This window comes from Alteribacillus sp. JSM 102045 (assembly GCF_041949975.1).
In the GTDB taxonomy this organism is placed as follows: domain Bacteria; phylum Bacillota; class Bacilli; order Bacillales; family Marinococcaceae; genus Alteribacillus.
Genome location: NZ_JBHFQG010000006.1, coordinates 12,607 through 35,267, shown reverse-complemented (window position 1 = coordinate 35,267; position 22,661 = coordinate 12,607). Strand labels below are relative to the sequence as shown.

Genomic DNA, 22,661 nt, shown 5'->3' with positions numbered 1-22,661 from the left:
GGGGGTTTTTCTATTAAATTTAGAGTGCGGAGAGGAGGAAAATAATGGAGCGGTCTCAGATTGTGGCATTAATGCAGTATGGACATTCATCTATTTCCAAGTTATTGTTTGATTACTATGCCAGGCTTGGATTAAATGAAACGGAAATGATGCTTTTACTTCATATCCATCGCTTCATAGAAGACAATCATCCTTTCCCTACTCCGGCTGAATTATCAGAGCGTATGGCTGTAACAGTTAGTGAATGCTCGGAACTATTACGTTCATTAATAAAAAATGATTTTTTACGAATGGAAGAAAATCAAGATGAAAATCAGGTTATGTATGAAACGTATTCTCTTACTCCACTGTATGAAAGAATTTTACAGGAAATGTTTAGTGAAAATGAAAGCGAAAATACAAATGAAGATGGAAAACTATATGAAATATTTGAAGAAGAGTTTTCACGGCCGCTTTCTCCAATGGAATATGAAACGATCAAAGTATGGCTTGACCAGGATAAATATAAACCAGAGTTGATTAAATCAGCGTTGCGTGAAGCAGTTATATCAGGCAAACTGAACCTTCGCTATATGGACCGTATTTTACATGAATGGCATAAAAATGGGGTTAAATCACCTCAGGAAGCAAAAGTGTATGGTGAAAAATTCAGGCCATACCAAAAAGGGAAACGGCCAAACAGTAAAGGGAAGGAAGACCTGCCGCAGTATCCTAACATAAATTGGCTTGATGAAACCTAAAAAAGGAGTCAAAAGAATGTTAACAAAAACACAAGTTCAAGAAGCTCTTAAGCATATAGGAGAGATGTTTCCCGAGGCTGAATGCGAATTAACCCATTCTAATCCATTTGAACTTCTTATTGCCGTAGTGTTGTCTGCTCAATGTACAGATGCCCTTGTTAACAAGGTTACCCCTGCACTATTTGAAAAATATAAAACCCCTAAAGATTATGTGGAAGTAAGTCAGGAAGAACTTGAACAAGATATCCGATCTATCGGATTATATCGAAATAAGGCAAAAAATATAAAAAAGTTGTCTCAGTCCTTAATCGAACAATATAACGGTGAAGTCCCGCGTACACGTGAAGAGTTGATGAGTCTGGCAGGAGTTGGGCGAAAGACAGCCAATGTCGTAGCTTCTGTGGCTTTTGACACTCCTGCAATTGCTGTAGACACTCATGTTGAAAGAGTTTCAAAACGCTTGGGAATCTGCCGCTGGAAAGATAACGTCAGAGAAGTAGAAGAAACGTTAATGAAAAAAATTCCAAAGGATCAATGGGCGGTAACCCACCACAGATTAATTTTTTTTGGACGTTATCACTGTAAGGCCAAATCCCCGCAATGTCATATATGCCCACTTCTTGACATGTGCAGGGAAGGAAAAAAGAGAATGAAAAATCAGGAGGTTTATCATGGTTGAGTTGAAGCTTCCAAAAGAGTTGGCAGCGGCACCATTTTATACCTCCCAAACTACGATCACTTTAGAAGAAGAAGCTGTTGCAAAAGCTGATATTTTTGAAATTCCTTTTATGGCTGAAATATTGTGGTACAACGATAAATTAGAATCAATCCCATGGTATCATCCACTAAAATATATACCAATTATTCAAAAAGAATGGGAAAACGATAAAAAAGTGTTAAACTCTTTATATGAAGCACGCAATAGAAAAGTCGCAAGGCCTTTAATGATTAAGCATATTGCTGCGTTAATGAACGCACTTTGGTGGATGAATAGATTGAAAGTACCTGCTGTAAACTCGGAATTTTTAAAAGAAGCAGCTCACGAATTGCCAAAAGCACCTGTCAATGCAGGAGAAAGACTTGCTTTTTTAATACAAACGCCGGACCATTATCACAGCTTTGTGCAATTAAACGAATTATTTGTTGAAAATAAAAAGCAATTTGCGGTTGTGAAAATAAAGGAACAACGTAAATAAACACCTGATGAACATCTTTCAAAAAGCGAGGAAATATTATGACGGAAGTACAAACTAAAACATTGATGTCGTCACTTGAAGAACTTCCCTTTTATCCCGAGGATAAAATAAGAATAGAGCTTTTAAATAAAAAAGTAAAAGAGGCTTCTTTTGAAGTAGCTTTTTGCGGCCATTTTTCTGCGGGAAAATCAACATTGTTAAACCGTCTTTTAGGAAGCGAATTATTACCCACAAGTCCGATTCCAACCAGTGCCAACATTATAGCCATTCAGAATGGAGCAATAAAATTAGAAGTAACAAATACGAATGGGGAAGTAGAAACCTGGGAAGAAGAAATTCCCTGGGATCAAGCAAAAAGATGGGGGATGGATGGAGAAGCTATTCAAACCATTAACATTTTTGCACCGCTGCCATTTTTATCAGATCATGGAAAGATTTTCGACACTCCAGGGGTAGATTCTACTGACGATAACCATCAACTTGTAACAACAGAACAGCTTTATACTACTGATATGATTGTTTATGTAACGGATTATAATCACGTGCAATCCGAAACAAATATAGAATTCCTTAAAAAGTTAACGAGTGAAAACAAACCTATTATATTAGTCATTAATCAAATTGATAAACACAATGAAAAAGAATTAACTTTACAATCTTTTGAAAACTCGGTACGCAGTATGCTTGCTAAGTATGAAATAAAACCTGTTCAAATATTTTTCACATCTATGAAGAAAGAAGATCACCCTTTTAATCAATATAACAAGCTGGAATCTTACTTGAAGGCTGTTATCTATAATAGCAGTTCGCTCATAGATCAAAGTAAAACAATGCTTGAAAATGCTGCAGTTTATCAATTGATGGAAAAAATACAAGAAGATAAGCAAGAAGAATTTGAGCGTTGGAAAGTAGAAATAATAGAAAAGGGTATTAGTCCAGAGGATGCGAAACAAAGTGATCAGCTGGAACAAACCCTTTTAAAAATGGATCAAGAAAAGCAGGAAGCTATTCAATCCATATATAACGAAAGAAATCAAATATTTAAAAATGTTATTCTTTTTCCTTACACGACTACTGAAAAAGCGCAATCGTGGCTTGAGAGTCAGCAAAAAAACTTTAAAGTCGGTATGTTTTTTTCAAAAAGAAAAACAGAAGCTGAAAAACAAGCCCGTCTTGATGAATTACTAAATGAATTAAATGAAAAAATTAAAACACAACTATTGTTTCATATACGAAAATTGCTTTTAGATAAAGAATATTTTAAAGATGATATCAACTATGAAAAGAGCATCCAGGATCTTTCTTTTGCAGCTGACGAACTGCTTTTAAAACGTTTCGCCACTACTTCAGAAATGGACCGTAATTTTGTTTATACATTTACAAAAAATGTGACTGATGAAATAGTAAAAATAATAAAGACAAATACGGTCTCATTTTTTCAACAATATGAACAGGCAATAGATAAATATTATGACCAAAGAAAAAAAGAAATAGAAAATAAACTAAGCTCTGCTGCTTATTTAAAAGAAGAATGGGAGAAATGGGAACAAATCGAACAAACCTATGATCATAAAATCATTGAGCTTCAGGATTGGTTAGATAACAGACAAAAAAATACAAACTTTTTGGAGTTGCTTCAACAAGCTGCAGCAAAATCGTACCCCGATGACCCGGCTCCAGACATTCATATTGTCCAAGAAGAAGAAGAAAGTGTGATTGCCGAAGAGGAAACAAATTCTTCCTTACCAGAAGAACGAATTATTGTGGATGACTCATTTATTAAGGACTTGAAACAATATTTAAAGCTCTTCCAACAACGAAAAGTATTTTCAGAGGAGAAAGAGAAGCTGCATCAGCTGATGCAACAATATGAAAATAATTCGGCTGTCATTTCTTTATTTGGAGCGTTTAGTGCTGGTAAGTCAAGTTTTATTAATGCTATGCTCGGCGAAAACATTTTGCCTGTTTCACCTCATCCTACGACAGCAGCCGTGAACAGAGTAAAGAAAAGCACGGTAGAACATCCCGACCAAAGTGTGATTATTTACATTAAAGACGAAGAATTTTTAGATAGTGAAATACAAGCAGCAGCAAGAGAGCTTGCTGTTCAAACAGACTTAAATTCTATAGAGCAGTGGAAGAAACCAAAAAATTCCCTTATAAATGGGTATCAGCGGATGTATGCAGATTATCTTTATACCTTGCAGCAAAGCATAAGAAAACAAACAATAAAGCCGGGAACATCTATTGTAACAACGTTGGAAGACCTCAAAGAGTGGGTGGCCAAAGAAGAGAAAGCTTGTATGATAAAAGAGGTTGTCATCCATTATGATTGTGAATGGACAGAACAAGGATTGGAGTTAATTGATACTCCAGGAGTGAATTCGATTCATGGAAGGCATACCAATGTAGCATTTGAGCAAATAAAGCGATCCGATGCTATATTTTATTTAACTTATTATAATCATGCTTTTTCAAAAGCGGATCAAGTGTTCTTGCAGCAGCTAGGACGAGCTAATGAGAACTTTGAGTCCGATAAGCTGTTTTTCATTATCAATGCAGCTGATTTAGCTGCCACTCCATTTGAGTTAAACGGTGTTCAGCATCATGTAAAAGAACAGCTTTATAAAAATGGTATTACCAAGCCGCGTTTATTTGCCTTATCTAGTAAAGATGGATTGAAGATGAAACAGCACATCGAGTTGGAAGGTAAAACCGGCCAAGCATTTTTGGACTTTGAAGAAGCATTTACCCGTTCAACATGGGATCAATTAAAAGTATTACATCTTAAGAAAATTCGATCTCTCTGGCGAAATATTTATGGACAAACCAATGACATTTTAACTTCTTTTTCAAATGATGAGCACTCATTAAAGATACAGCTGAATGATCGTGAGAAAAAGGTAAATGTATTTGTTGAAAAACTAGATGATTTCAACTTGGATTTTTTATTGCCTTCGTTAGAAGAGGAACTACAGCAGCAATCGGCTTTTTTAAAAGAAAGGACAGCTTTTATTGTACAAGATTATTTTCCTCATGCCATTAACCCGTCTACTGTTACAGGCACAACTAAAAAACAGCAAAAAGCCCAGCTGAGAGGTGCTGTGCAAGAGCTTGAAGGGTTTGTTAGAAAATATGTTTCTCAAGAGCAAGAAACTATTCTCATTCGAATAGAAGAGCAATTGAAAAAACGCATGATGTCATACTTGCAATCCTTTTTACAAAAGGAAGCGGGGGAAGGAATGCATCTCTTGACGCCATCACTGCCAGTGGATCTAAGCGGAAAAATAACGATTTATGATGATTTTTCTTTTCAGAAAGAATTGTTATTGGATATTTATCAATCAAACAAAGATTTTTTTGAAAATAAAAAAGCATTAGTATTAAAAGAAAAAGCAATAGATCAGGTTCAAAAGGAAACGAATCGGTTAGTTAGCGAATTTGAAAGAAATGCTTACGAAAGTTTAAGAAATTATATTAAGGATCTAACAGAGTGGGGAAAAGAAGAACTGGAAAAAGAAGCGAATAAAGAAAAAGAACGAGCAGCTTGGATGCTGGATCCTTCCCGAAAGCAAGATTTAGAAGAGGAACATCAATTTATTGAAAAAGCTCTTCACGTTAACTAAAAAGAAACCACCTGCTAAAGCTGATTTTATCAGCTTGGCAGGTGGTTTTTTATACTTTTAGGGAAGGTAAGTGTAACTTTTTTATTGGTAAACAGTATAAGCGAAACTGCGGCATTCGCCATAAGGATTCGGAGATAAGCCGAGTTTTACCAATACATTAGTCACTTTCTTCATTTTAACTATCGTTATTTGTATCGGAGGTAGAGGCCTCTTCACTGTCCTGATCATCGTCTTCATTTTCATCTTCATCGTCGTCTGGCTGGGGCTCTTTCGTATCTTCTTCATTGTCTTCGTTATCACCATTTCCATTCCCATTACCATTACCATTATTGTTGCCATTCCCATTGCCATTCCCATTGCCATTACCGTTGCCATTATCGTTGCCATTGCCATTTTGGTTACCATTGTTATTACCATTTTCATCGCTTTGGCCATTGTCATTTGATGTGTCATTTTCTCCAGGCTCTTCTTCGTTTTCGCTTTCACTTTCTTCTTCCTTTTGGTCTTCGCTTTCATCTAATTCTTCTTCAGTCTCTTCAGGGTCAGGCACGTTAACCTGCACTTCTGCTGAGTCGCTTGAATCGTCAGGCCCTTCTTGGTTTATTACTGTAACTCTAAATTGATGAGTAGTACCTTTTTCAGGATTAGACAGAGAGTAAGCCATTTCACTTTGTGTACTGATGGATTGATAACTTCCGTCACTCACTCTGTGCTCTATTTCGAAAGCTCTGCCATCCAGTTCGTCTTCATCATAGTCCCAGCTTAATTGTATTTCATCTGTTTCTTCATTATAAGAAGCATTTAAGCCGCTTATTTCATTAGGTGTAGTATACTCTTTAGACACATCTTCGGGGCCAGTTCCTTTTACAAATAGTTCTGTGATGGTTTGATCAGAAGGTGTAAAAGGACTTGCGCGTTTTCCGGTGTCTTTTTCAATTTCTATTTCTTCCACAGAATCAGGTTTTTCAAAATCAGGAGTATCTACTTCTTCAGAAACTTTGCCCATGATGGTACGGAAAATATCTTTAGCAATATCACTTTCGTCATTAATGAGGTAATTTTCGCCTCTTCTTCCGCTGAACCCCGTCCAGACAGAAGCTGTATACTGAGTAGTGTAGCCTGTAAACCATACATCAGGATCCCCGCCGGAAGGTATATTAAACTGTTGATGCTCTTCATCTGTAAAGTTTGTCGTTCCTGTTTTTCCGGCAACTGGAAGCCCAGGAATGTTAGCTGCCCGACCGGTTCCTCTTTCATCAGTTAACACATCTTTTAGCATGTCAGTAATCATATAGGCTGTATAATCATTCATAGCACGAGTAGATTCCGGCTCTAAATTAATTTCCCGACCGTCTGGAAATTCAATTTTCCGTACGGCATACGGTTCCGTATAATTCCCATTATTCCCAAAGGCCGCATAAGCTCCTGCCATTTCGAGACTGGATACACCTTCACTGACTCCACCGAGTGCTGCTGCTTCGTTTACATTTTCCATAGGAATACCCAGGCCGCGGACGAATTCTCCGGCTTCCTCCAGGCCGGTTTCCTGAAGGGCTTTAACAGCTGGAATATTTAATGAACGAACAAGAGCTTCCCTAATACTAACGTTACCAGCATAATTGCCGGAATAGTTTCTGATTTCCTGTCCAGTGGAATATTCATGAGGTGCATCTTCTAATTGATGATACGTAGACCACTGGTTGTGTTCAATTGCAGGACCATAATCCAACAAAGGCTTAATAGTGGACCCTGGCTGGGCATTAGCACGAGTAGCATAATTCAGTCCTCTAGCTATATCCTGACCTTGGTGATTACCTACCATTGCTTTTATAGCTCCAGTCTCTGTATCAAGGAGAGTAAACCCAACCTGAAATTCATCACGATCCGGATAATTGCCAATATGCTGATCGGTTTGAATAACTTCTTCAGCAAAATCCTGGGCGTTTTTATCCAATGTTGTGTAAACCTTTAATCCAGCTGAATAAATGTCTGAAGATGTTATACCGTCCACATCCTCTAGTTCATTTTGGACGTGAGTTATAAAAGAATCGTAAACTACACCTTCTTCCGTAGGATTATAATCAATTTGTTCTTCAACAGATACGCTCATTGCTTGTTTAGCATCTTCTGCGGAAATGAAGTCATGCTCTTCCATTAAACTTATCACTCTGTCACGCCTATCTTGGGCTGCCTCAGGGTTTTGAGTAGGGTCATAATAACTTGGTCTTCTTGGAATAGCAGCGAGTAAAGCTGCATCTTCAATCGTTAGCTCTGAGATATCCGATTTATTAAAATAGATTTTTGAAGCTTCTCCAATACCGTAAGCTCCCTGATTAAAATAAATAAGATTTAAATACATTTCGAGTATTTGGTTCTTGCTGTATTGCTGTTCAAGACGTATGGCAAGATACTGCTCTTGAACTTTACGTGTAATGGTCTTATCGGGAGAGAGAAATGCATTTTTTACAACTTGCTGTGTAATGGTACTAGCTCCTTCTGCCCCAAAACCACCAGTGATATTTGCTGCAACGGCTCCGAATACGCGGCGGATGTCAATTCCAAAGTGATCGTAAAACCGAACGTCCTCGACTGCTACAAAAGCTGCTTTTGCATGTTCAGGCAGTTCATTTATATCAATTAAATCTCTATTTTCGCCTGCTTGCAGCCGGGTGATTTCCTCTCCATTTTGGTCATAAATCTCTGCTGCTTGGGAAAAAATAAGTTCATCCGGATCCAGCGCGGGAGCTTTGCTTATCATTGCCACCGCTGTAATCGTTCCTGCGGTAAATAAAACAAGACCTGCTATAAAAAGAGATATAAATACCTTCCGCCAAATTGATCTTTTTGGCTTGGTTTCTTTATTTGTTTTTTTATGAGTGCGCTTAGAATTTTCTTCTGCTTTGCGTCTTTCTTGTCGTGAACGGTAATTTTCGCTCATATTACGTATTCTTCCTTTCTGTAGATGCCGATTACGTATACGCCGGCTGACATGCGTATTATTAGACGACTAATTTTTAAAAAAGTTACATCTTTTAAAAATATATTTCATCAATGACAGTTAGGTAATCTAAGCGCGGCGCATACCCTTCTGAGATGAAATGACCGTTTTTTTCAATGTCGCTTTTTGGTATCGATTTGCGTTTTTTCTGTTCAAAATACCACCAAATAAAATATGAAGCATCGTAAAAATATGTTTCATTAAGTAAAGAAAAACGTATAATAACAAATGTAATGCCATCGTGCTTTATAATACTCTTCATATGTTCCGCTTGGTGGACGTGTATATTGCTAAAAGGAAACGATGTTTTATTACGGGTTTCTTTCGCTTCAAAATCAATATAACGGCCCCGGTAAACACCGTTGTAATCTGTAGTAGATGGCTGCATAAAATACGCTTCTGTTATTTTGGCAGCACTTCTTTTCGGGTAATCTACATTTACAATTTGGATAGGGGTTGGTTTTTTGTGTATAATGCATCGACCTGTTGATTGATAATATTTATTGGTTTCGTTAAGATCTTCTTCAAGTGACATACCCCTGTTCCCAAACTTTTTATTAACGGATTTTAAATTTTTATTGTAAGAAGAGACAGAGGGATACACATATTTTTTCCCGCCAGGGTATCGAAAGGTCATAGCGACACCTTCCTTTTTCTATATAACAATTGTCATCCCTATATATTAGCATATATTCATCCTTGAAAGAACAGGATGAAAGTATCAGGCTGTATATAAATTGGACAATCATGGGTAGGGTCATGTTACGATAAGAAAGGAAGAGAAAGTGAGGGATATAATGGGTGACAAGCCGGTTAATCTTGGATTTGGCAATATGATGCCTCCAGAAAGAATTGTATCTATTGTCAGCTCAGATTCAGCTCCGACGAAGCGGTTAATTCAAGAAGCTAGAGAAAGAAAAATGCTTATTGATGTAACAAACGGCAGAAAAACAAGAAGTATTATTTTGGCGGATAGTGATCATGTACTTCTTTCAGCTATTCAGCCAGAAACAGTTGCACAGCGATTACATGATAATACGGAAGAAGAAGCATAAAAAAGCTCCGGATTAATCCGGAGCTTTTTTATGTTTACGTTTAAAGATGGCCTTGACAAATACGTTAACATGTGCGGGGCTGAAAGCGGTGTTGTTTATGTTTTTGGTTCGTTAGGGCCTTTTAGTTTTTTATCTCCGTAGCCGACATTTTGCTTTGCACTTTGTTCTTTTTTCTTATCTCCGTTCTTTTTTGTCATTTCTTTCCCTCCTTGTTTTATTAATCTCTCCATTGCCGTAGACTTTATTCTCACACAGAAAAAATAGATTGTAGAAAAAAAGATAAAATCTGCTTTCTTACTCGAAACTGCACTAGTTCTGTCACAGCAGCAGGGTATTCGCCTGCTCATTAAGAAATCTTATAAACCAACTTTACGAGGAGGTTAGAAGATGAAAGAGAAACGTTACAAAACAAAAGATGTGGCTGATTTGTTAGATGTCTCTAAGGGCACTGTTTTAAAATGGGTGAAAAAATACGATGTTCCTTGCTCTGTTAATCAATATGGCCATTATTGTTTTGACGAAAAACACCTTGCTTTGTTTCTTGACATTAAAGAAAAAAACCGTCAGGTCGTATCTGCTGCTCAAAAAAAAGAACCTCCAGTATCCACGTATGTATTAACTGATAAAATAACAAATATGGAAGAGAATATAAAAATATTAGAGAGAATGGTTTCTAATAAAGCAGATGAAGTTGTAAGCTATCAGTTAATGGAACATCGAAAAGAAGTCCGCAGTTTGAACAAGCAGCTGCAAAAAATAGAAGAAAGGCTCGATCGGCTTGAAGATCAAAAACAAACATTGGAAAATACAGAATTTTCAGCGCACTATAAAAGAGACAAACGGGTTCTCGCCAGTCTTTTTTCTGCACTTAAAATAACGTAACCTTTAAAAAAGTTAACAATAAGAAAATCTAACCTTTGTGACAAGTACCGCTTAAAGGGATTGTGTTATTTGATAAGCCCCGCTGCAGCTGGTAAGATAATGAAAAAGGGGGATTATTATGCATGCAGAGTCCAAAGAAAGCCTGTATGAACGGACAGATAAATTGCGAAAATTAAACAATGAAGCACTAAATGTTTATTGCGGGATAAAAGAAAATTCGGATAATCCCCCTGACTTCTATGAAGACGTCAAACCTTTTGCTGATAAGGTGAAAGCTTGTGCCGATAAATGGAAACCATTAGCAGAACAATGGGTAGTGGAGGACAGGCCTCCTTATTTTTACCTAAAGCAAATAGAGGATACTCATGAAAATTTGTTAATTTCTTCTGTACTAGCTTTTCAAACAGATACGAAAGAAAAAAGGTTTAGAGAAATGATACAGTCGATTGATTATATACTTTCTGGGATAAAAAACGTATTAAACGAATAAGAGAGTTCGAATTTAGTTACATTTTAGGGAAGATACGGGAGGGGAATTATGCAGTATCTAGTCACATCAGATTGGGTAGAACACCAGTTGGGGAAAGAAAAAATAAGATTGGTGGACTGCCGTTTTGATTTAGGCGATCCTATGAAAGGTAGAGAACAGTATGTAGAAGAACATATTCCAGGAGCTGTGCATTTTGATTTAGAAAAAGACATGTCTAGTGAAGTATCTAATCACGGAGGGCGCCATCCTCTTCCAGATATAGATGATTTTTCAGAAAAAGTTTCCCGTGCCGGTATTGATAAGGATACAAAAGTTGTGGCATATGATGATCAAGGAGGGGCAATGGCTGCACGCTTGTGGTGGATGCTTATGTATGCGGGCCATTCCGATGTTTATGTCCTTGACCGGCCTTTCTCTTTATGGAAAGAAGAAGGAAGACCTGTGGAGCACAAAATTCCAGAATACGAACATAAAGTGTTTATTCCAAATATTGAACCGAATCTGCTTGTTCATCTAGAAGAAGTAAAACTGGCCTTACATGATGATACCGTTACTCTTATTGATGCTAGAGATGAAGATCGCTATAAAGGAAAGCAGGATATGGTAGACGGCGTAGCAGGGCATATCCCCGGGGCTCGTCATTATTTCTGGAAAGATATTCTGGATGAAAAAGGAAAATGGAAAAGTGGGGAAAAATTAAAGCAGCATTTTAAGGATCTCTCGAAAGAAGATGATATTTTCTCTTATTGTGGTTCTGGAGTCACAGCATGTGTAAACGTTCTTGCTTTAAAAGACGCTGGCTATGAAAATGCCAGACTATATGCTGGAAGCTGGAGTGATTGGATAACATATGATGACCTGCCGATTGAAAAAGAAGAAGACACTTAATAAAAGGAAAGCCGAGCTTATTACGTGCTGGCTTTCCTTTGTTAATGAGTCAGAACCTACCCGATTTAAATATGGCATATAAAAGCCAGAGAAACATTAAAAACGTAGCAATAAAGCTGATTTCGATAACAGGTAATCGGACTAAAGGAGAAGATGAATCACCGAAAGTAGAGCCAATGATCAATCCGACCATTATAATACTAAAAGCTAATAGAATAATACTAAATGAAAGCCGGTTACTGATTCGGTCTAATTTATTAAGAAAAATGTTGATTTTAGGAATTTTCATTTCTACGCCAACATGGCTTTTATTTAATTTCTCAAGGGCGTCCCGCAGTTCGCGCGGTATGTCTAGTAAGTATTCCTTTTGCTTCTGTCCTTCTTTGAGCCATTCGTATACTTTTGTTTTCGGATTTAATCTTTCTTTTGCTAGCATCCTTCCGTAAGGTTCAGCTACCTCAACGATGCTGAGCTCAGGATCTAGATGTTCAACCACACTTTCGAGAGTAATAATAGCTTTTGCCAGCATCGTGTACTCTTTATAAATTTGAATTTCATATCTGTGAGCAGTAGAAAAAATATCATTTATAGCTTCGCCGATTCTTACTTCATTAAAGGGGCGGTCATAGTATTTAAATAGTAAATATTCGACGTCTTCAGCAAATTGATCATGATCAATCGTATTAGGAATGTCTGCCATATCATAGATAGCATTAGCGACAAGATCCGGCTGCTTTTTTGTCATAGCAATGATGTAGTTGATAAATTGCTTTCTCATAGCTTTATTTAAGCGGCCTATTTGCCCAAAATCGATAAAGGCAGCTTTGTCATAACCCGTGAAAATGATGTTTCCAGGGTGGGGATCACTATGAAAAAATCCATTCACCAGCACTTGATTTAAAAAGGCATCTGTTAAAGTACGAGCAAGGCTTTTTGTATTAAATTCTTTATCTGCTGCTGAAAGCTCAGATAATTTCACACCTCTAGTAAATGACATAGTCAGCACTCGCCGGCTTGAATAATTGTCAACGACATCGGGAATCTCAATATTTGAAAAATCAGCCATATGATTTTTCATTTTTTCTGTATTTCGTGCTTCTACATAATAATCAACTTCATCGCGGATAGCGTCTACATATTCTTCTATAATATCCTGAAGCCGGTAATAACGCGCCCATTGAAACCTCTGGGTGAACAATCTTGCTAAATCTCGAAGAATATCAATATCTTTTTCAATCGTTTCCTTAATATTAGGTCTGGAAATTTTTACTGCTGCTTCTCGCCCGTCATTCAGTACAGCATAATAAACCTGGCCGATAGAAGCAGCAGCTAAGGGTTCTTCAGAAAAATGAGAAAAAACGTCATGTAATGAGCAGCTAAGATCACTTTCAATAATTTGTTTACTATACTCATAAGGGAAAGGAGGCACTTCGTCTTGAAGTTTTTCTAACTCCTCAATAATGGATGGTGGAAAGATATCTTTTCTGGTACTAATAAGCTGGCCGAGTTTTATAAACGTTGGGCCTAAATCTTCAACTACCAGACGAATTCTTTTCCCAATGGATTGGGTGTTGAAATCTTCGGAATCAGCTGCCAGTCGTTTAGGGAGGGATAAAATATGAAAAAGTCCCACTTCCTGTAATATATAGCCAAATCCATGCCGTGCTAACGTAGCGGCAATTTTTCGGTAACGATTGGCGTGTTTGAGTCCTCGGGAAATTGCCATTTTTGAAAATTCCTTTCCAGGGCTTTCAGGGTATGATAAGTGCTGAGATGCACGTATTTGTTAATTATTCATTATCTTTTTGAGAAGAATTGTTTATATGAAACTCTAATTTTTGTTCAATATCGTGAAGCTTCTGTTCAATTGCATTGATGTCTTTTTCTGTTGCCAAACCCATTTCTTTAAAAGCATCCTGCATTTTGTCTTTCGCCTGAAATGACCATTCCATTTCGGTATCACGCCCTCTTTGAATAAATTCTTCTTTCCATTGTTCTGCTTCACGCGGCGTGATTTTTCCTCTGGAAACAAGGTCGTCAACATAGTTTTGTATTTTTTCTTTACCGTACGCTGCTGCCCCTAAGCCAAGAAAAAATCCTTTTTTTAACATGTCATTCATTGAAGGACCCTCCTGTGTATAATAGTTATATTCTATGTTTATTTTACCAAAAGCCTGAAAAATAAAACATCTGAAAATGGGCCTCCCCGAAAGTCCAGCTGCTTCAGGAAAGGCCCAATAATTATCCGTTGTCTCTTAACATTAAATAAATAAAAATAAAAATGGTGATCACCGATAAGATTGTAAGTACAGTAATAAACATTGGTTCTGCATCGTTCCAGCCGTTTACTGATGCAAATGCATTAGAAGGTACGAAAGCTAAAATCAGCGCAGAAAAGAATGCGGCCATCCATTTATTCATTGCAGCCCCTCCTTTATAATCTTTTATTTTAGTATGTAACGAAAAGCATCAAAAGATTTTCCAATTTTATTATATAGGGAGACGCTGAAATTATCAATTATAGTCCGTGCCTTTTAAGCAACGGAAAAAATGTTATAATAGGTACTGTTTTAAGGATTTGAAAAAATTTTGAACTAGTAACAAAATAACATAAATGAGCTTGGAAAAAATGGAAAGGATAATGAAAATGAGTAAGATTCACATTGAAGATATTATTATAGCTAATCAAACATTAAAAGATGTTGTCACTCATACACCGCTTCAAAAGAATCAGGTATTATCAGAGCGTTATGATGCTAATGTTTATTTGAAAAGAGAGGATTTGCAAGTAGTACGTTCTTTTAAAATAAGAGGAGCATATCACTTAATGCACAGCCTGCCTAAAGAAAGAATGAAAAATGGTGTAGTGTGTGCAAGCGCGGGCAACCATGCACAAGGAGTGGCTTACTCATGTAAAGCTCTGCAAGTGAATGGAAAAATATTCATGCCGACTACGACTCCTCGTCAAAAAGTAGAGCAAGTAAAACTATTTGGCAAGGAATTTGTTGAAGTAGTACTCACAGGGGATACATTTGATGATGCTTATGCCGAAGCTAATGAATATGGCGAGAATAATGAAATGGCTTTTATACATCCATTTAATAATGAAAAAATTATTGCCGGCCAGGGAACAGTCGGAATGGAAATTATGAATGACATTGAAGAGTCCATTGATTACTTGTTTTGTTCCATTGGAGGCGGCGGTCTCATTTCGGGCATTGGGACCTATATAAAATCTATTTCACCAAATACAAAAATTATCGGAACAGAACCAGCTGGAGCGCCAGGGATGAAGGAGTCGTTAGCTCGAAACAAAGTAGTAGAACTTGAAAAAATTGATAAATTTGTTGATGGTGCAGCTGTGAAGCGGGTAGGAGATATCCCTTATGAAGTGTGTCAGTCAGTAATAGACGATATTTCGCTTGTTCCAGAAGGAAAAATATGTACGACGATCCTTGAGCTTTACAATGAGAATGCATTAGTTGCTGAGCCGGCTGGCGCCATGCCAATTTCAGCGCTCGATTTTTATAAAGATGAAATTAAAGGAAAAACGGTGGTATGTGTGGTAAGCGGTGGAAACAATGATATTGGAAGAATGGAAGAAATGAGAGAGAAATCGCTTCGCTATGAAGGATTGCAGCATTATTTTATCATTGATTTTCCTCAAAGAGCAGGTGCGTTGAGAGAATTTCTGCATGAAGTATTAGGGCCCGATGATGATATTACAAGATTTGAGTATGCTAAGAAAAATAATAAGACCAATGGACCTGCGTTAGTTGGTATCGAGTTATCAAACAATAAAGATTATCAGCCTCTGATCGACCGCATGCAGAAAAAAGGGTTTCAATACAACGAAATTAATAAGGAAGAAAGCTTATTTAATTTTCTTATTTAACCTTCCTGTGGGAAGGTTTTTATATAGATGATTTATGGGTAAGGAATAATAAGGAGGGGAGTCAAATGATTGTCAATGACCATCATTCTTATTTCGAGATGATCCCTCAGCATGAACATGCCAGGATTTCTTATGAAATAATAAAGAACTGGGGAGATACATCCATAGAAGAAAGCCCATTCTGGGATGCCCTCCTGCTAGCAGTCAGGGAACACGATAGCGCGTGGATACCGCTTGATGCCAGCCCGAAATTAAACAGAGAAAATAATAAACCTTTTTCCTTTATAGATTATCCGGAGAAAGAAAAAATGGCAGCTTATCAGCACGGCATACAAACGGTGGCTGATAAAAACCCATACAGCGGTATGCTGAACAGCTTACATTATGCATCTTTTTATAAGCATAATAAATCAAAAGAAGCTGCTGCTTTTTTACAAGAAGAAACAGCGAGGCAGGCCAAGCTGCGTAAATCCCTGCATCCTTTGCCGGAAGAGGAGTTCCACCTTAAACTTCTGCAGTTTTGTGATGATCTTTCTTTATATGTTAGTATGAATAATCCTGGTACAACGAAGGAAGAAGAAGTGAACTGGTTTAAAAACGGCTTTCGTCACACATTTGATTTTCTAGACTACCGCACCATCCAACCTCGTTTCAAATCCAAGGAACAGGTTGAACTCTGTCCGTTTCCACTTCGCTCATCGTTAGAAGTATCCATAAACGGCATTTCTGTAAGTAAAAAGAAAATTGAAGAAAAAAGTTTACTTTCAGCGTTCGAAACAGGTGAAAGTACTGAAAGAAAGTTTACTTTTGTGCCTTGATGGACGGAAGAAAATGTACGAAGATAGGAAGAGATGTAAAAAGGAAAGGGGTATACAATGCAATTAAAAGAAACACGTATTATTGCACTAGTTGATGATGATTTTGAAGATTTAGAAGTCTGGGTTCCAGTAATGCGTCTAAGAGAGGAAGGCGCTGAAGTAGTATTAACTGGGAAGGAAAAAGGAAAGACGTATTACGGGAAACACGGAGTACCAGCTGAAGCAGAAGCTGGTTTCTCAGATATCAACGCAGAAGAATATGATGGAGTTCTCGTCCCAGGCGGCTGGGCACCAGATAAACTGAGGCGGTATGAAGAAGTCATTAATATGGTAAAACATATGGATGATAACAAAAAAGTTATTGGACAAATCTGCCATGCCGGCTGGGTATTAATTTCAGCTGACATTTTACAAGGCAAAAGGGTAACGAGTACACCTGGTATAAAAGATGATATGAAAAATGCTGGATCTCATTGGGTAGATGAAGCAGTAGTAGTAGACGGGCATATCATCTCAAGCCGCCGTCCTCCTGATATTCCGGATTATGGAAGAGAGCTGGTAAAAGCTTTTCTTAATAGATAGCAAAAAGTCCTTTTCATTAATAAAGAAAGGGAAGCCAGCAATACTTGAAAAAATATCCTTTTAATAAAGACTTACCAAAAGTAGTGGAAGACATCGCTGCTTGGAACGATGAGATTAGAAATCTGTAGTTCTCTCTTTAATACCTTAAATGGAAAGTGAGGTCTGGTTCTGAAGGAATCAGACCTCCATTAGTTACTTATTTAAAGATAAGGAGCAGACATGATTGAAAAAAGTGAGAAACAAGTTTTTAATATGAAGGCAGCAGGTGAATCTTTTGTATTGTTTCTTTATTCTCCACTTTGCGGTACTTGTAAAGCAGCTGAGCAAATGCTCAACTCCATAGAGAGAGTATACGATCAGGTTTCTTTTGTAAGAGCGAATATAAATACGATGCCTGCATTGGTAAAAGCTGAAAAAATAAAAAGTATTCCATGTTTACAGGTCGTTCAGAACGGCAGTGCAATAAAAACAATATATGCCTTTCACTCTATTCCTTCATTAGTACAACGACTGCATCCTATATTTGACTCCATAAATAAATAGAAAGGATGGTATTTTTGAACGCTCCTCTTTTCGAGTTAAAAGAAATGTTTTCCGAAAAAACCGTTCGGTTATCAATGTATAAAGGAAAACCTTTAATGCTTACGTTCTGGGCGTCTTGGTGCCCGGACTCACAAAAGGATTTAGCCCAGAAACAAAGATTTTATGAACACCTGGACCAAAACCAGCTGGAGTTTTTAACGATCAATGTATCAGGGCGAGAAGGAAAAGTAGATGACGCGAAAAAACTGATGAATCAAGAAAGTTATACGTTCCCTGTACTAGTGGATAATGGAACTAAAACATACGACCGGTATCAATGCATGGGAGTGCCAACTACTTTTATCATCGATGAAAACCAGCGCATTGTAGATCGGTTTAACGATAAAGCAGCATTTGTGGATATTGTGAGAGGCATGAATAAGATTATACGTACAAAATAATGCCCGGCTTTGAATAACACAGCCGGGTTCAATTTCGTTTTATGGTTTTTTCGCCTTCTTTATCACCGTCTTCATTTGTTCACTATTTGGATAATCATTGGCATCATATTGCTTTAACACTCTTTGCAGGTCATAAGATACTCGGTGGATAGAAGCGGAAAAAGTATCATCTTCTACCTGAAGAAGGACATAAGATGGACGTGGATCTCCATCAAAAGGAAGGCCGACACTGCCAGTATTAATATAAGTTTTGTCTCCGATTTTTTTAATATAAGGTGTATGAATATGGCCGTAAACAATGACGTTTGTCTCTTTCTGAGCAGTGAGTTTTTCTTCTATTTCCTCGTCTGGTGCATCGGCAGCGACAACATCAAATAAGCTGTCAGGGGCAGCATGAAAAGCATGCATCGTTACAGAGTCACTGAATTTTTCAATAAAAGATTCAGGAAGGCGGTTCAAATAATTTATATCCTCAGATGATAATCGTTCCACCGTCCAGTCACGTTCTTGATTCATTAAAGCAAGAGCAGTATCAGGGACTTCATTTTTTAACACACCGCGAACTACCCACTCATCTGCATTTCCTTTTAATACTTTAGCTGGAGAGGAACGGACAGTTTCTAAAGCATTTTTGGGTTCAGGACCTCTGTAACACAAGTCGCCTAGAATATAGAGCTGGTCAATCTTTTTATCCTTTAGGTCATTAAGCACAGCTTTTAGAGCACGTGCATTCCCGTGTATATCTGATAATAGAGCAATTTGCACAAAGATAACCTCCCTGATTATGTACAATTTTCAACAATAGAATAAATTATTATATATTCTCCTCCATTATACAGGATAAGAGCAGCTTGAATAACCCTCTTCGCAAGAGGTTATGAAATTGGAAGATGAACTTACCGTTATGTTACAATCAATATTACTTTATAAGATTGGTAAATTTTTTACTTGAAATAATAAGAAGGGAGTTTACTATACTGCTATGAGAATAGTTTCTATAGAACCAACACCAAGTCCTAATACGATGAAATTAATTATAGATGAATCGCTGCCAGCGGGGAAAAGCAATAATTATTCAGATAAAAATATAGAGGAAGCTCCTGATTTTATTCGGCCGATTTTAGAGATTGAAGGAATAACGGGCGTCTATCATGTAGCAGACTTTATGGCTGTAGAAAGACATCCAAAATCTGATTGGAAAGTAGTTCTTCCTCAAGTACGCGCCGTTTTTGGTGAAAAGGATGTTGATGAAGCAGAACAGGCAAGTGAGCCAACAGAAGCGTATGGTGAAGTCCAAATTCAGATCCAAACCTTTAAAGGTATTCCAATGCAATTGAAAATAACTACAGCAGATGAAGAAAAAAGACAGGGATTGCCTGAAAGGTTTCAAAAAGCTGCTTTTTCGGCTCAAACGGAGAACGACAATCTAGTAATGGAACGAAAATGGGAAGACCATGGAGTACGGTATGGTAGTGATTTAGAAGCAATTGGCCAGGATGTGGCTGAGGAAATTGCTGCAGCATACCCTAAAGAAAGACTTGACCGTCTCGTAAAATTGGCCCAATCTGGAGAAGAGCAAGCTCAAAAAAATGCGAGCCGGTACATTAAAGTTACGGAAGAGATGCTCGATGATCCGGATTGGAAAAATCGTTACGCAATGTTGGAACAAATGGATCCAACTGAAGAAGACCTGCCAGTCCTGGAAAAAGCTTTGCAGGATGAAAAGCCATCTGTTCGAAGACTAGCTGTCGTCTATCTTAGTATGATCGAAAAACCAATTGTATTACCGCTCCTTCGCCAAGCCATGCAGGATAAATCTGTTACCGTAAGAAGAACAGCAGGCGACTGTTTCTCTGATATTGGAGATCCAGCTGCTATTCCTGCTATGATTGATGCTTTGAAAGATAAAAATAAGCTTGTACGCTGGAGAGCTGCTATGTTTTTATATGAAGTAGGAGATGAAACAGCAGTAGAAGCACTGCAAGAAGCTGTAAACGACCCTGAATTTGAAGTAGCTCTGCAAGCTAAAATGGCTCTTGAAAGAATTAAAGGAGGAGAAGAAGCTAAAGGCTCAGTTTGGAAACAAATGACAGAAAAAATGGCTGAAGGAAGAAAGAATCAGTAAAAAATGATTTTATCAATTTGTGTGAAGGATATGTCCTTTACTCCACGTTTTGCGGAAGTGAAACCCTGTATGTTGAAGCCAATAGTTTTAATTATATTTCTAACAGTGTCACAAAGGGACCGTCTCCGAAAAATTAATGAGGCGGTCTTTTATTAACGACAGAAGGTATCAGTTTATGGAAGGGCTTTTCACAATTGGTGACTTGGTGAAAAATCAAAAAAATGAAGGAGGCAGTTATGAATGACAAAAGATGAATTAAAAAGTGTTTTGAAAGTAAAAGAAATGGAAGAAATCCTTGAATTAATAGAGGAAGCGGAATCAGGTGAATTGGCTGAATTAGAGATTGTTGAATCATTAGGACTGCTGCGTGACGAAACTTTAAATAAAGAAGTGCTGCGTGTGCTCAAAGAAGAAGGCGTCTCTATTATTTATATATCGGGTAATGATGCTTAAAAAGAGAGGAAGAATAAAGTGCGGGGTAAACCAACATTTAGAATTTCAAAAAAAGCTTTATCTGTATGGCGGATAAAAGGAGTAATTGCGACAGCCATTTTTAGTATGGTTCCGCTGATTCTTTTTTTTATCTACTACAGGTTTCAATTGCCGTTGTTTTATGTTTGGGTAAGCGGTATTAGTGTTGCAGTCTACGGTCTGTGGCAAATAGTTATTTTGCCAAAAATAAGGTGGAATATGTGGCGCTACGAAGTATATGGGAAAGAAATTGAACTCCTCCGCGGGGTTTTCATTGCTCGTCACACATTGATTCCAATGACACGGGTACAGCATGTAGACACAGAACAAGGTCCTATATATAAAAGGTATGGGCTCACAACGGTTACCATATCTACGGCTGCTGGTGTCCATGAAATTCCTGCTCTGTCAGAACAAGTTGGCAGCAGGCTGCGAGATCAAATTGCATATTTAGCAGGAACGGAGGAAGACGATGAATAATTGGCACAAATTACATGCCGCCTCCATATTATTTATGTTTGCTTCAAAAGTTAAAGATTTCCTTATTCCTTTATTATTAACTTTATTTGCTGGTGGTACAGGGCAGGGATCTCAATTTACACAGTATCTTTTTCCTATACTGATGGCTGTTATTTTATTTTATAGTGTTTTTTACTGGTTTTCTTTCCGATATCAATTGGATGAAAATGAACTGCAGATAAAACAAGGGATTTTCATAAAAAAAAACCGCTACATTAGAAGAAACAGAGTCCAGTCTGTAGATATAACTTCGGGTTTATTTTACAGGCTGTGGAGTGTAGAGAAAGTGAAGATTGAAACAGCAGGAGGCGGGCTGGAGCCTGAGGTAGAATTAGCTGCTGTGAAGCAAGAAGAGGCAGAGAATATAAGGAAACAGCTTAGAAGCGACCAGACATCAAGTCAATTGGACGAAGGACCACAAGGGCCGTCCAGCAAGGATAAAAGTATTCACTATGATGTACCTTTAAAATCTATTATTCTTACTGGATTAACTTCAGGAAAGGTAGGACTTGTTTTTTCAGCAGCAGCAGCTTTAATTTCCCAAATAGACCAGTTTCTTCCCGCTGGGTTTTATGAAGATTCTTTCGGCATACTGATTTCTATGGGTGCTTTGTTTTTGACAGTTCTTTTATTATTAGCAGCGTTAGTTGCCTGGGTAGTTTCTATTTTAATCACAATTATTCAATATGGTATGTTTAAAATATATAAAAATGATAAGGAATTAACTATATCAAGAGGTCTTTTGGAAAAAAGGAAGCTGACTCTGCAAATAGACAGGATTACAAGCGTTCGCTATGTTTGCAACCCCCTAAGGCAATGGCTTGGTTTATGGAGTATATATATTGACAGTGCTGGAGGAGGTTCAAATGAGGAACAGCTTTCTACTTTACTTTTGCCGCTTGGAAACAAAGAAGAAATACATACTTTAATGAAGGACATTCTGCCTCAAGCGCAATTGCCGGATAGTATAGAGTTTTTGCCTAAAAGGGCAGCTTTTCGTTATATTATCCGCACCTCCATTATTTGGTGGCTGGTCGCTATTCCGGTTCTTTATTTTATTCCAAATGGATGGATTTTTATGGTGATTCCATTTTTCTTTTCTTGCCTCGGCTGGCAAAGATATAAAGACAGCGGAATTAAGCTTGAGAAAGAGTACTGTATCGTTCAAACCAGAACTTTTAATTTATCATGTAATATACTTCCGAGACAACAGATTCAATCCATCACTTTTCAACAATCTATATTTCAGCAAAAAAGAAAGCTTTACACTTTGTCTGCAGATATTTTAACATCCAATGGCGGACGAACTTTTCATTTAAAAGATATTGAAACAGACGAGAATCATAATATATTTGAATGGTATCGTAGAAAATACAGCATATAAAAACTGCAG

23 protein-coding genes are annotated in these 22,661 nt (G+C 37.5%); 17 read left to right on the top strand and 6 right to left on the bottom strand.

Annotation, left to right across the window (positions count from 1 at the left end; translation table 11 throughout):
- Nucleotides 1–44: 44 nt before the first annotated feature.
- Genes ACE1TI_RS05965 through ACE1TI_RS05950 form a run of 4 tightly spaced genes read left to right on the top strand, consistent with a single transcriptional unit; the run spans nt 45 to nt 5,562 of the window.
- Nucleotides 45–740: a DnaD domain-containing protein gene (locus tag ACE1TI_RS05965; RefSeq protein WP_375006673.1), complete on the top strand. Its 696-nt coding sequence runs from the start codon at nt 45–47 to the stop codon at nt 738–740.
- Between the two features lie 16 nt (nt 741–756).
- On the top strand, nt 757–1,419 hold the full coding sequence (nth, locus tag ACE1TI_RS05960) for an endonuclease III (RefSeq protein ID WP_375006672.1): 663 nt from the start codon (nt 757–759) through the stop codon (nt 1,417–1,419).
- Nucleotides 1,412–1,936, top strand: a complete 525-nt coding sequence (locus ACE1TI_RS05955) for a YpoC family protein (RefSeq protein WP_375006671.1) — start codon at nt 1,412–1,414, stop codon at nt 1,934–1,936. Before nth ends, ACE1TI_RS05955 begins: the two co-directional genes overlap by 8 nt.
- Before the next feature lie 38 nt (nt 1,937–1,974).
- Nucleotides 1,975–5,562, top strand: coding sequence for a dynamin family protein (locus ACE1TI_RS05950; protein WP_375006670.1), 3,588 nt, complete (start codon nt 1,975–1,977; stop codon nt 5,560–5,562).
- 175 nt (nt 5,563–5,737) lie between these two features.
- Here the strand turns inward: ACE1TI_RS05950 and ACE1TI_RS05945 are convergent, their stop codons facing one another.
- A complete protein-coding gene (locus ACE1TI_RS05945) occupies nt 5,738–8,500 on the bottom strand; it encodes a transglycosylase domain-containing protein (RefSeq protein WP_375006669.1) in 2,763 nt (920 codons plus the stop codon).
- A 94-nt stretch (nt 8,501–8,594) separates the two neighbouring features.
- A complete protein-coding gene (recU, locus tag ACE1TI_RS05940) occupies nt 8,595–9,197 on the bottom strand; it encodes a Holliday junction resolvase RecU (protein WP_375006668.1) in 603 nt (200 codons plus the stop codon).
- Nucleotides 9,198–9,357: 160 nt separating this feature from the next.
- Here recU and ACE1TI_RS05935 point away from each other — a divergent pair, with 160 nt between their 5' ends.
- The 4 genes from ACE1TI_RS05935 (at nt 9,358) to ACE1TI_RS05920 (ending at nt 11,875) form a co-directional block, all read left to right on the top strand.
- Nucleotides 9,358–9,615 carry a DUF370 domain-containing protein gene (locus ACE1TI_RS05935; protein ID WP_375006667.1) on the top strand — a complete coding sequence of 86 codons (258 nt, stop codon included), beginning with the start codon at nt 9,358–9,360 and terminating at the stop codon, nt 9,613–9,615.
- A 387-nt stretch (nt 9,616–10,002) separates the two neighbouring features.
- Complete coding sequence (locus tag ACE1TI_RS05930; RefSeq protein WP_375006666.1) at nt 10,003–10,497, top strand: helix-turn-helix domain-containing protein; 495 nt, start codon at nt 10,003–10,005, stop codon at nt 10,495–10,497.
- 118 nt (nt 10,498–10,615) lie between these two features.
- Complete coding sequence (locus ACE1TI_RS05925) at nt 10,616–10,987, top strand: YppE family protein (RefSeq protein ID WP_375006665.1); 372 nt, start codon at nt 10,616–10,618, stop codon at nt 10,985–10,987.
- A gap of 48 nt (nt 10,988–11,035) precedes the next feature.
- The gene (locus tag ACE1TI_RS05920) at nt 11,036–11,875 is read left to right on the top strand and encodes a sulfurtransferase (protein ID WP_375006664.1); all 840 of its coding nucleotides are present in this window, start codon (nt 11,036–11,038) and stop codon (nt 11,873–11,875) included.
- A 49-nt stretch (nt 11,876–11,924) separates the two neighbouring features.
- Here the strand turns inward: ACE1TI_RS05920 and ACE1TI_RS05915 are convergent, their stop codons facing one another.
- The 3 genes from ACE1TI_RS05915 to ACE1TI_RS05905 all read right to left on the bottom strand — a co-directional run bounded on the left by ACE1TI_RS05915 (nt 11,925) and on the right by ACE1TI_RS05905 (nt 14,296).
- Entirely contained in the window at nt 11,925–13,601 is a 1,677-nt protein-coding gene (locus ACE1TI_RS05915) for an ABC1 kinase family protein (RefSeq protein WP_375006663.1), read from the bottom strand.
- Nucleotides 13,602–13,665: 64 nt separating this feature from the next.
- Nucleotides 13,666–13,995, bottom strand: a complete 330-nt coding sequence (locus ACE1TI_RS05910; protein WP_375006662.1) for a phasin family protein — start codon at nt 13,993–13,995, stop codon at nt 13,666–13,668.
- 121 nt (nt 13,996–14,116) lie between these two features.
- Complete coding sequence (locus tag ACE1TI_RS05905; protein WP_375006661.1) at nt 14,117–14,296, bottom strand: hypothetical protein; 180 nt, start codon at nt 14,294–14,296, stop codon at nt 14,117–14,119.
- Nucleotides 14,297–14,522: 226 nt separating this feature from the next.
- Between ACE1TI_RS05905 and ilvA the strand changes: the two genes are divergently transcribed.
- The 5 genes from ilvA to ACE1TI_RS05880 all read left to right on the top strand — a co-directional run bounded on the left by ilvA (nt 14,523) and on the right by ACE1TI_RS05880 (nt 18,153).
- Nucleotides 14,523–15,770: a threonine ammonia-lyase IlvA gene (gene ilvA, locus ACE1TI_RS05900; RefSeq protein WP_375006660.1), complete on the top strand. Its 1,248-nt coding sequence runs from the start codon at nt 14,523–14,525 to the stop codon at nt 15,768–15,770.
- 65 nt (nt 15,771–15,835) lie between these two features.
- The gene (locus ACE1TI_RS05895; RefSeq protein ID WP_375006659.1) at nt 15,836–16,588 is read left to right on the top strand and encodes a DUF3891 family protein; all 753 of its coding nucleotides are present in this window, start codon (nt 15,836–15,838) and stop codon (nt 16,586–16,588) included.
- Nucleotides 16,589–16,645: 57 nt separating this feature from the next.
- On the top strand, nt 16,646–17,170 hold the full coding sequence (locus ACE1TI_RS05890) for a type 1 glutamine amidotransferase domain-containing protein (protein WP_375006658.1): 525 nt from the start codon (nt 16,646–16,648) through the stop codon (nt 17,168–17,170).
- Between the two features lie 219 nt (nt 17,171–17,389).
- On the top strand, nt 17,390–17,713 hold the full coding sequence (locus ACE1TI_RS05885) for a thioredoxin family protein (RefSeq protein WP_375006657.1): 324 nt from the start codon (nt 17,390–17,392) through the stop codon (nt 17,711–17,713).
- A gap of 14 nt (nt 17,714–17,727) precedes the next feature.
- Nucleotides 17,728–18,153 (top strand): TlpA disulfide reductase family protein, encoded by a 426-nt coding sequence (locus ACE1TI_RS05880; protein WP_375006656.1) that lies wholly within the window; start codon nt 17,728–17,730, stop codon nt 18,151–18,153.
- 39 nt (nt 18,154–18,192) lie between these two features.
- On the opposite strand, the gene ACE1TI_RS05875 is transcribed toward ACE1TI_RS05880, so the two are convergent.
- Complete coding sequence (locus tag ACE1TI_RS05875) at nt 18,193–18,918, bottom strand: metallophosphoesterase family protein (RefSeq protein ID WP_375006655.1); 726 nt, start codon at nt 18,916–18,918, stop codon at nt 18,193–18,195.
- A gap of 217 nt (nt 18,919–19,135) precedes the next feature.
- On the opposite strand from ACE1TI_RS05875, the gene ACE1TI_RS05870 reads away from it, so the two are divergent.
- The 4 genes from ACE1TI_RS05870 to ACE1TI_RS05855 all read left to right on the top strand — a co-directional run bounded on the left by ACE1TI_RS05870 (nt 19,136) and on the right by ACE1TI_RS05855 (nt 22,652).
- On the top strand, nt 19,136–20,278 hold the full coding sequence (locus ACE1TI_RS05870; protein WP_375006654.1) for a conserved virulence factor C family protein: 1,143 nt from the start codon (nt 19,136–19,138) through the stop codon (nt 20,276–20,278).
- 240 nt (nt 20,279–20,518) lie between these two features.
- Nucleotides 20,519–20,731, top strand: a complete 213-nt coding sequence (locus tag ACE1TI_RS05865) for a hypothetical protein (protein WP_375006653.1) — start codon at nt 20,519–20,521, stop codon at nt 20,729–20,731.
- An 18-nt stretch (nt 20,732–20,749) separates the two neighbouring features.
- Nucleotides 20,750–21,229: a PH domain-containing protein gene (locus ACE1TI_RS05860; protein ID WP_375006652.1), complete on the top strand. Its 480-nt coding sequence runs from the start codon at nt 20,750–20,752 to the stop codon at nt 21,227–21,229.
- On the top strand, nt 21,222–22,652 hold the full coding sequence (locus ACE1TI_RS05855) for a PH domain-containing protein (protein ID WP_375006651.1): 1,431 nt from the start codon (nt 21,222–21,224) through the stop codon (nt 22,650–22,652). The genes ACE1TI_RS05860 and ACE1TI_RS05855 overlap by 8 nt, the downstream gene beginning before the upstream one ends.
- Nucleotides 22,653–22,661: the final 9 nt, after the last annotated feature.

Bases quoted from the DNA above. Each gene is read 5' to 3' on its own strand.
- ACE1TI_RS05965 (WP_375006673.1), top strand. From the start codon at position 45: ATGGAGCGGTCTCAGATTGTGGCATTAATGCAGTATGGACATTCATCT.
- nth (WP_375006672.1), top strand. From the start codon at position 757: ATGTTAACAAAAACACAAGTTCAAGAAGCTCTTAAGCATATAGGAGAG.
- ACE1TI_RS05955 (WP_375006671.1), top strand. From the start codon at position 1,412: ATGGTTGAGTTGAAGCTTCCAAAAGAGTTGGCAGCGGCACCATTTTAT.
- ACE1TI_RS05950 (WP_375006670.1), top strand. From the start codon at position 1,975: ATGACGGAAGTACAAACTAAAACATTGATGTCGTCACTTGAAGAACTT.
- ACE1TI_RS05945 (WP_375006669.1), bottom strand. From the start codon at position 8,500: ATGAGCGAAAATTACCGTTCACGACAAGAAAGACGCAAAGCAGAAGAA.
- recU (WP_375006668.1), bottom strand. From the start codon at position 9,197: ATGACCTTTCGATACCCTGGCGGGAAAAAATATGTGTATCCCTCTGTC.
- ACE1TI_RS05935 (WP_375006667.1), top strand. From the start codon at position 9,358: ATGGGTGACAAGCCGGTTAATCTTGGATTTGGCAATATGATGCCTCCA.
- ACE1TI_RS05930 (WP_375006666.1), top strand. From the start codon at position 10,003: ATGAAAGAGAAACGTTACAAAACAAAAGATGTGGCTGATTTGTTAGAT.
- ACE1TI_RS05925 (WP_375006665.1), top strand. From the start codon at position 10,616: ATGCATGCAGAGTCCAAAGAAAGCCTGTATGAACGGACAGATAAATTG.
- ACE1TI_RS05920 (WP_375006664.1), top strand. From the start codon at position 11,036: ATGCAGTATCTAGTCACATCAGATTGGGTAGAACACCAGTTGGGGAAA.
- ACE1TI_RS05915 (WP_375006663.1), bottom strand. From the start codon at position 13,601: ATGGCAATTTCCCGAGGACTCAAACACGCCAATCGTTACCGAAAAATT.
- ACE1TI_RS05910 (WP_375006662.1), bottom strand. From the start codon at position 13,995: ATGAATGACATGTTAAAAAAAGGATTTTTTCTTGGCTTAGGGGCAGCA.
- ACE1TI_RS05905 (WP_375006661.1), bottom strand. From the start codon at position 14,296: ATGAATAAATGGATGGCCGCATTCTTTTCTGCGCTGATTTTAGCTTTC.
- ilvA (WP_375006660.1), top strand. From the start codon at position 14,523: ATGAGTAAGATTCACATTGAAGATATTATTATAGCTAATCAAACATTA.
- ACE1TI_RS05895 (WP_375006659.1), top strand. From the start codon at position 15,836: ATGATTGTCAATGACCATCATTCTTATTTCGAGATGATCCCTCAGCAT.
- ACE1TI_RS05890 (WP_375006658.1), top strand. From the start codon at position 16,646: ATGCAATTAAAAGAAACACGTATTATTGCACTAGTTGATGATGATTTT.
- ACE1TI_RS05885 (WP_375006657.1), top strand. From the start codon at position 17,390: ATGATTGAAAAAAGTGAGAAACAAGTTTTTAATATGAAGGCAGCAGGT.
- ACE1TI_RS05870 (WP_375006654.1), top strand. From the start codon at position 19,136: ATGAGAATAGTTTCTATAGAACCAACACCAAGTCCTAATACGATGAAA.
- ACE1TI_RS05865 (WP_375006653.1), top strand. From the start codon at position 20,519: ATGACAAAAGATGAATTAAAAAGTGTTTTGAAAGTAAAAGAAATGGAA.
- ACE1TI_RS05855 (WP_375006651.1), top strand. From the start codon at position 21,222: ATGAATAATTGGCACAAATTACATGCCGCCTCCATATTATTTATGTTT.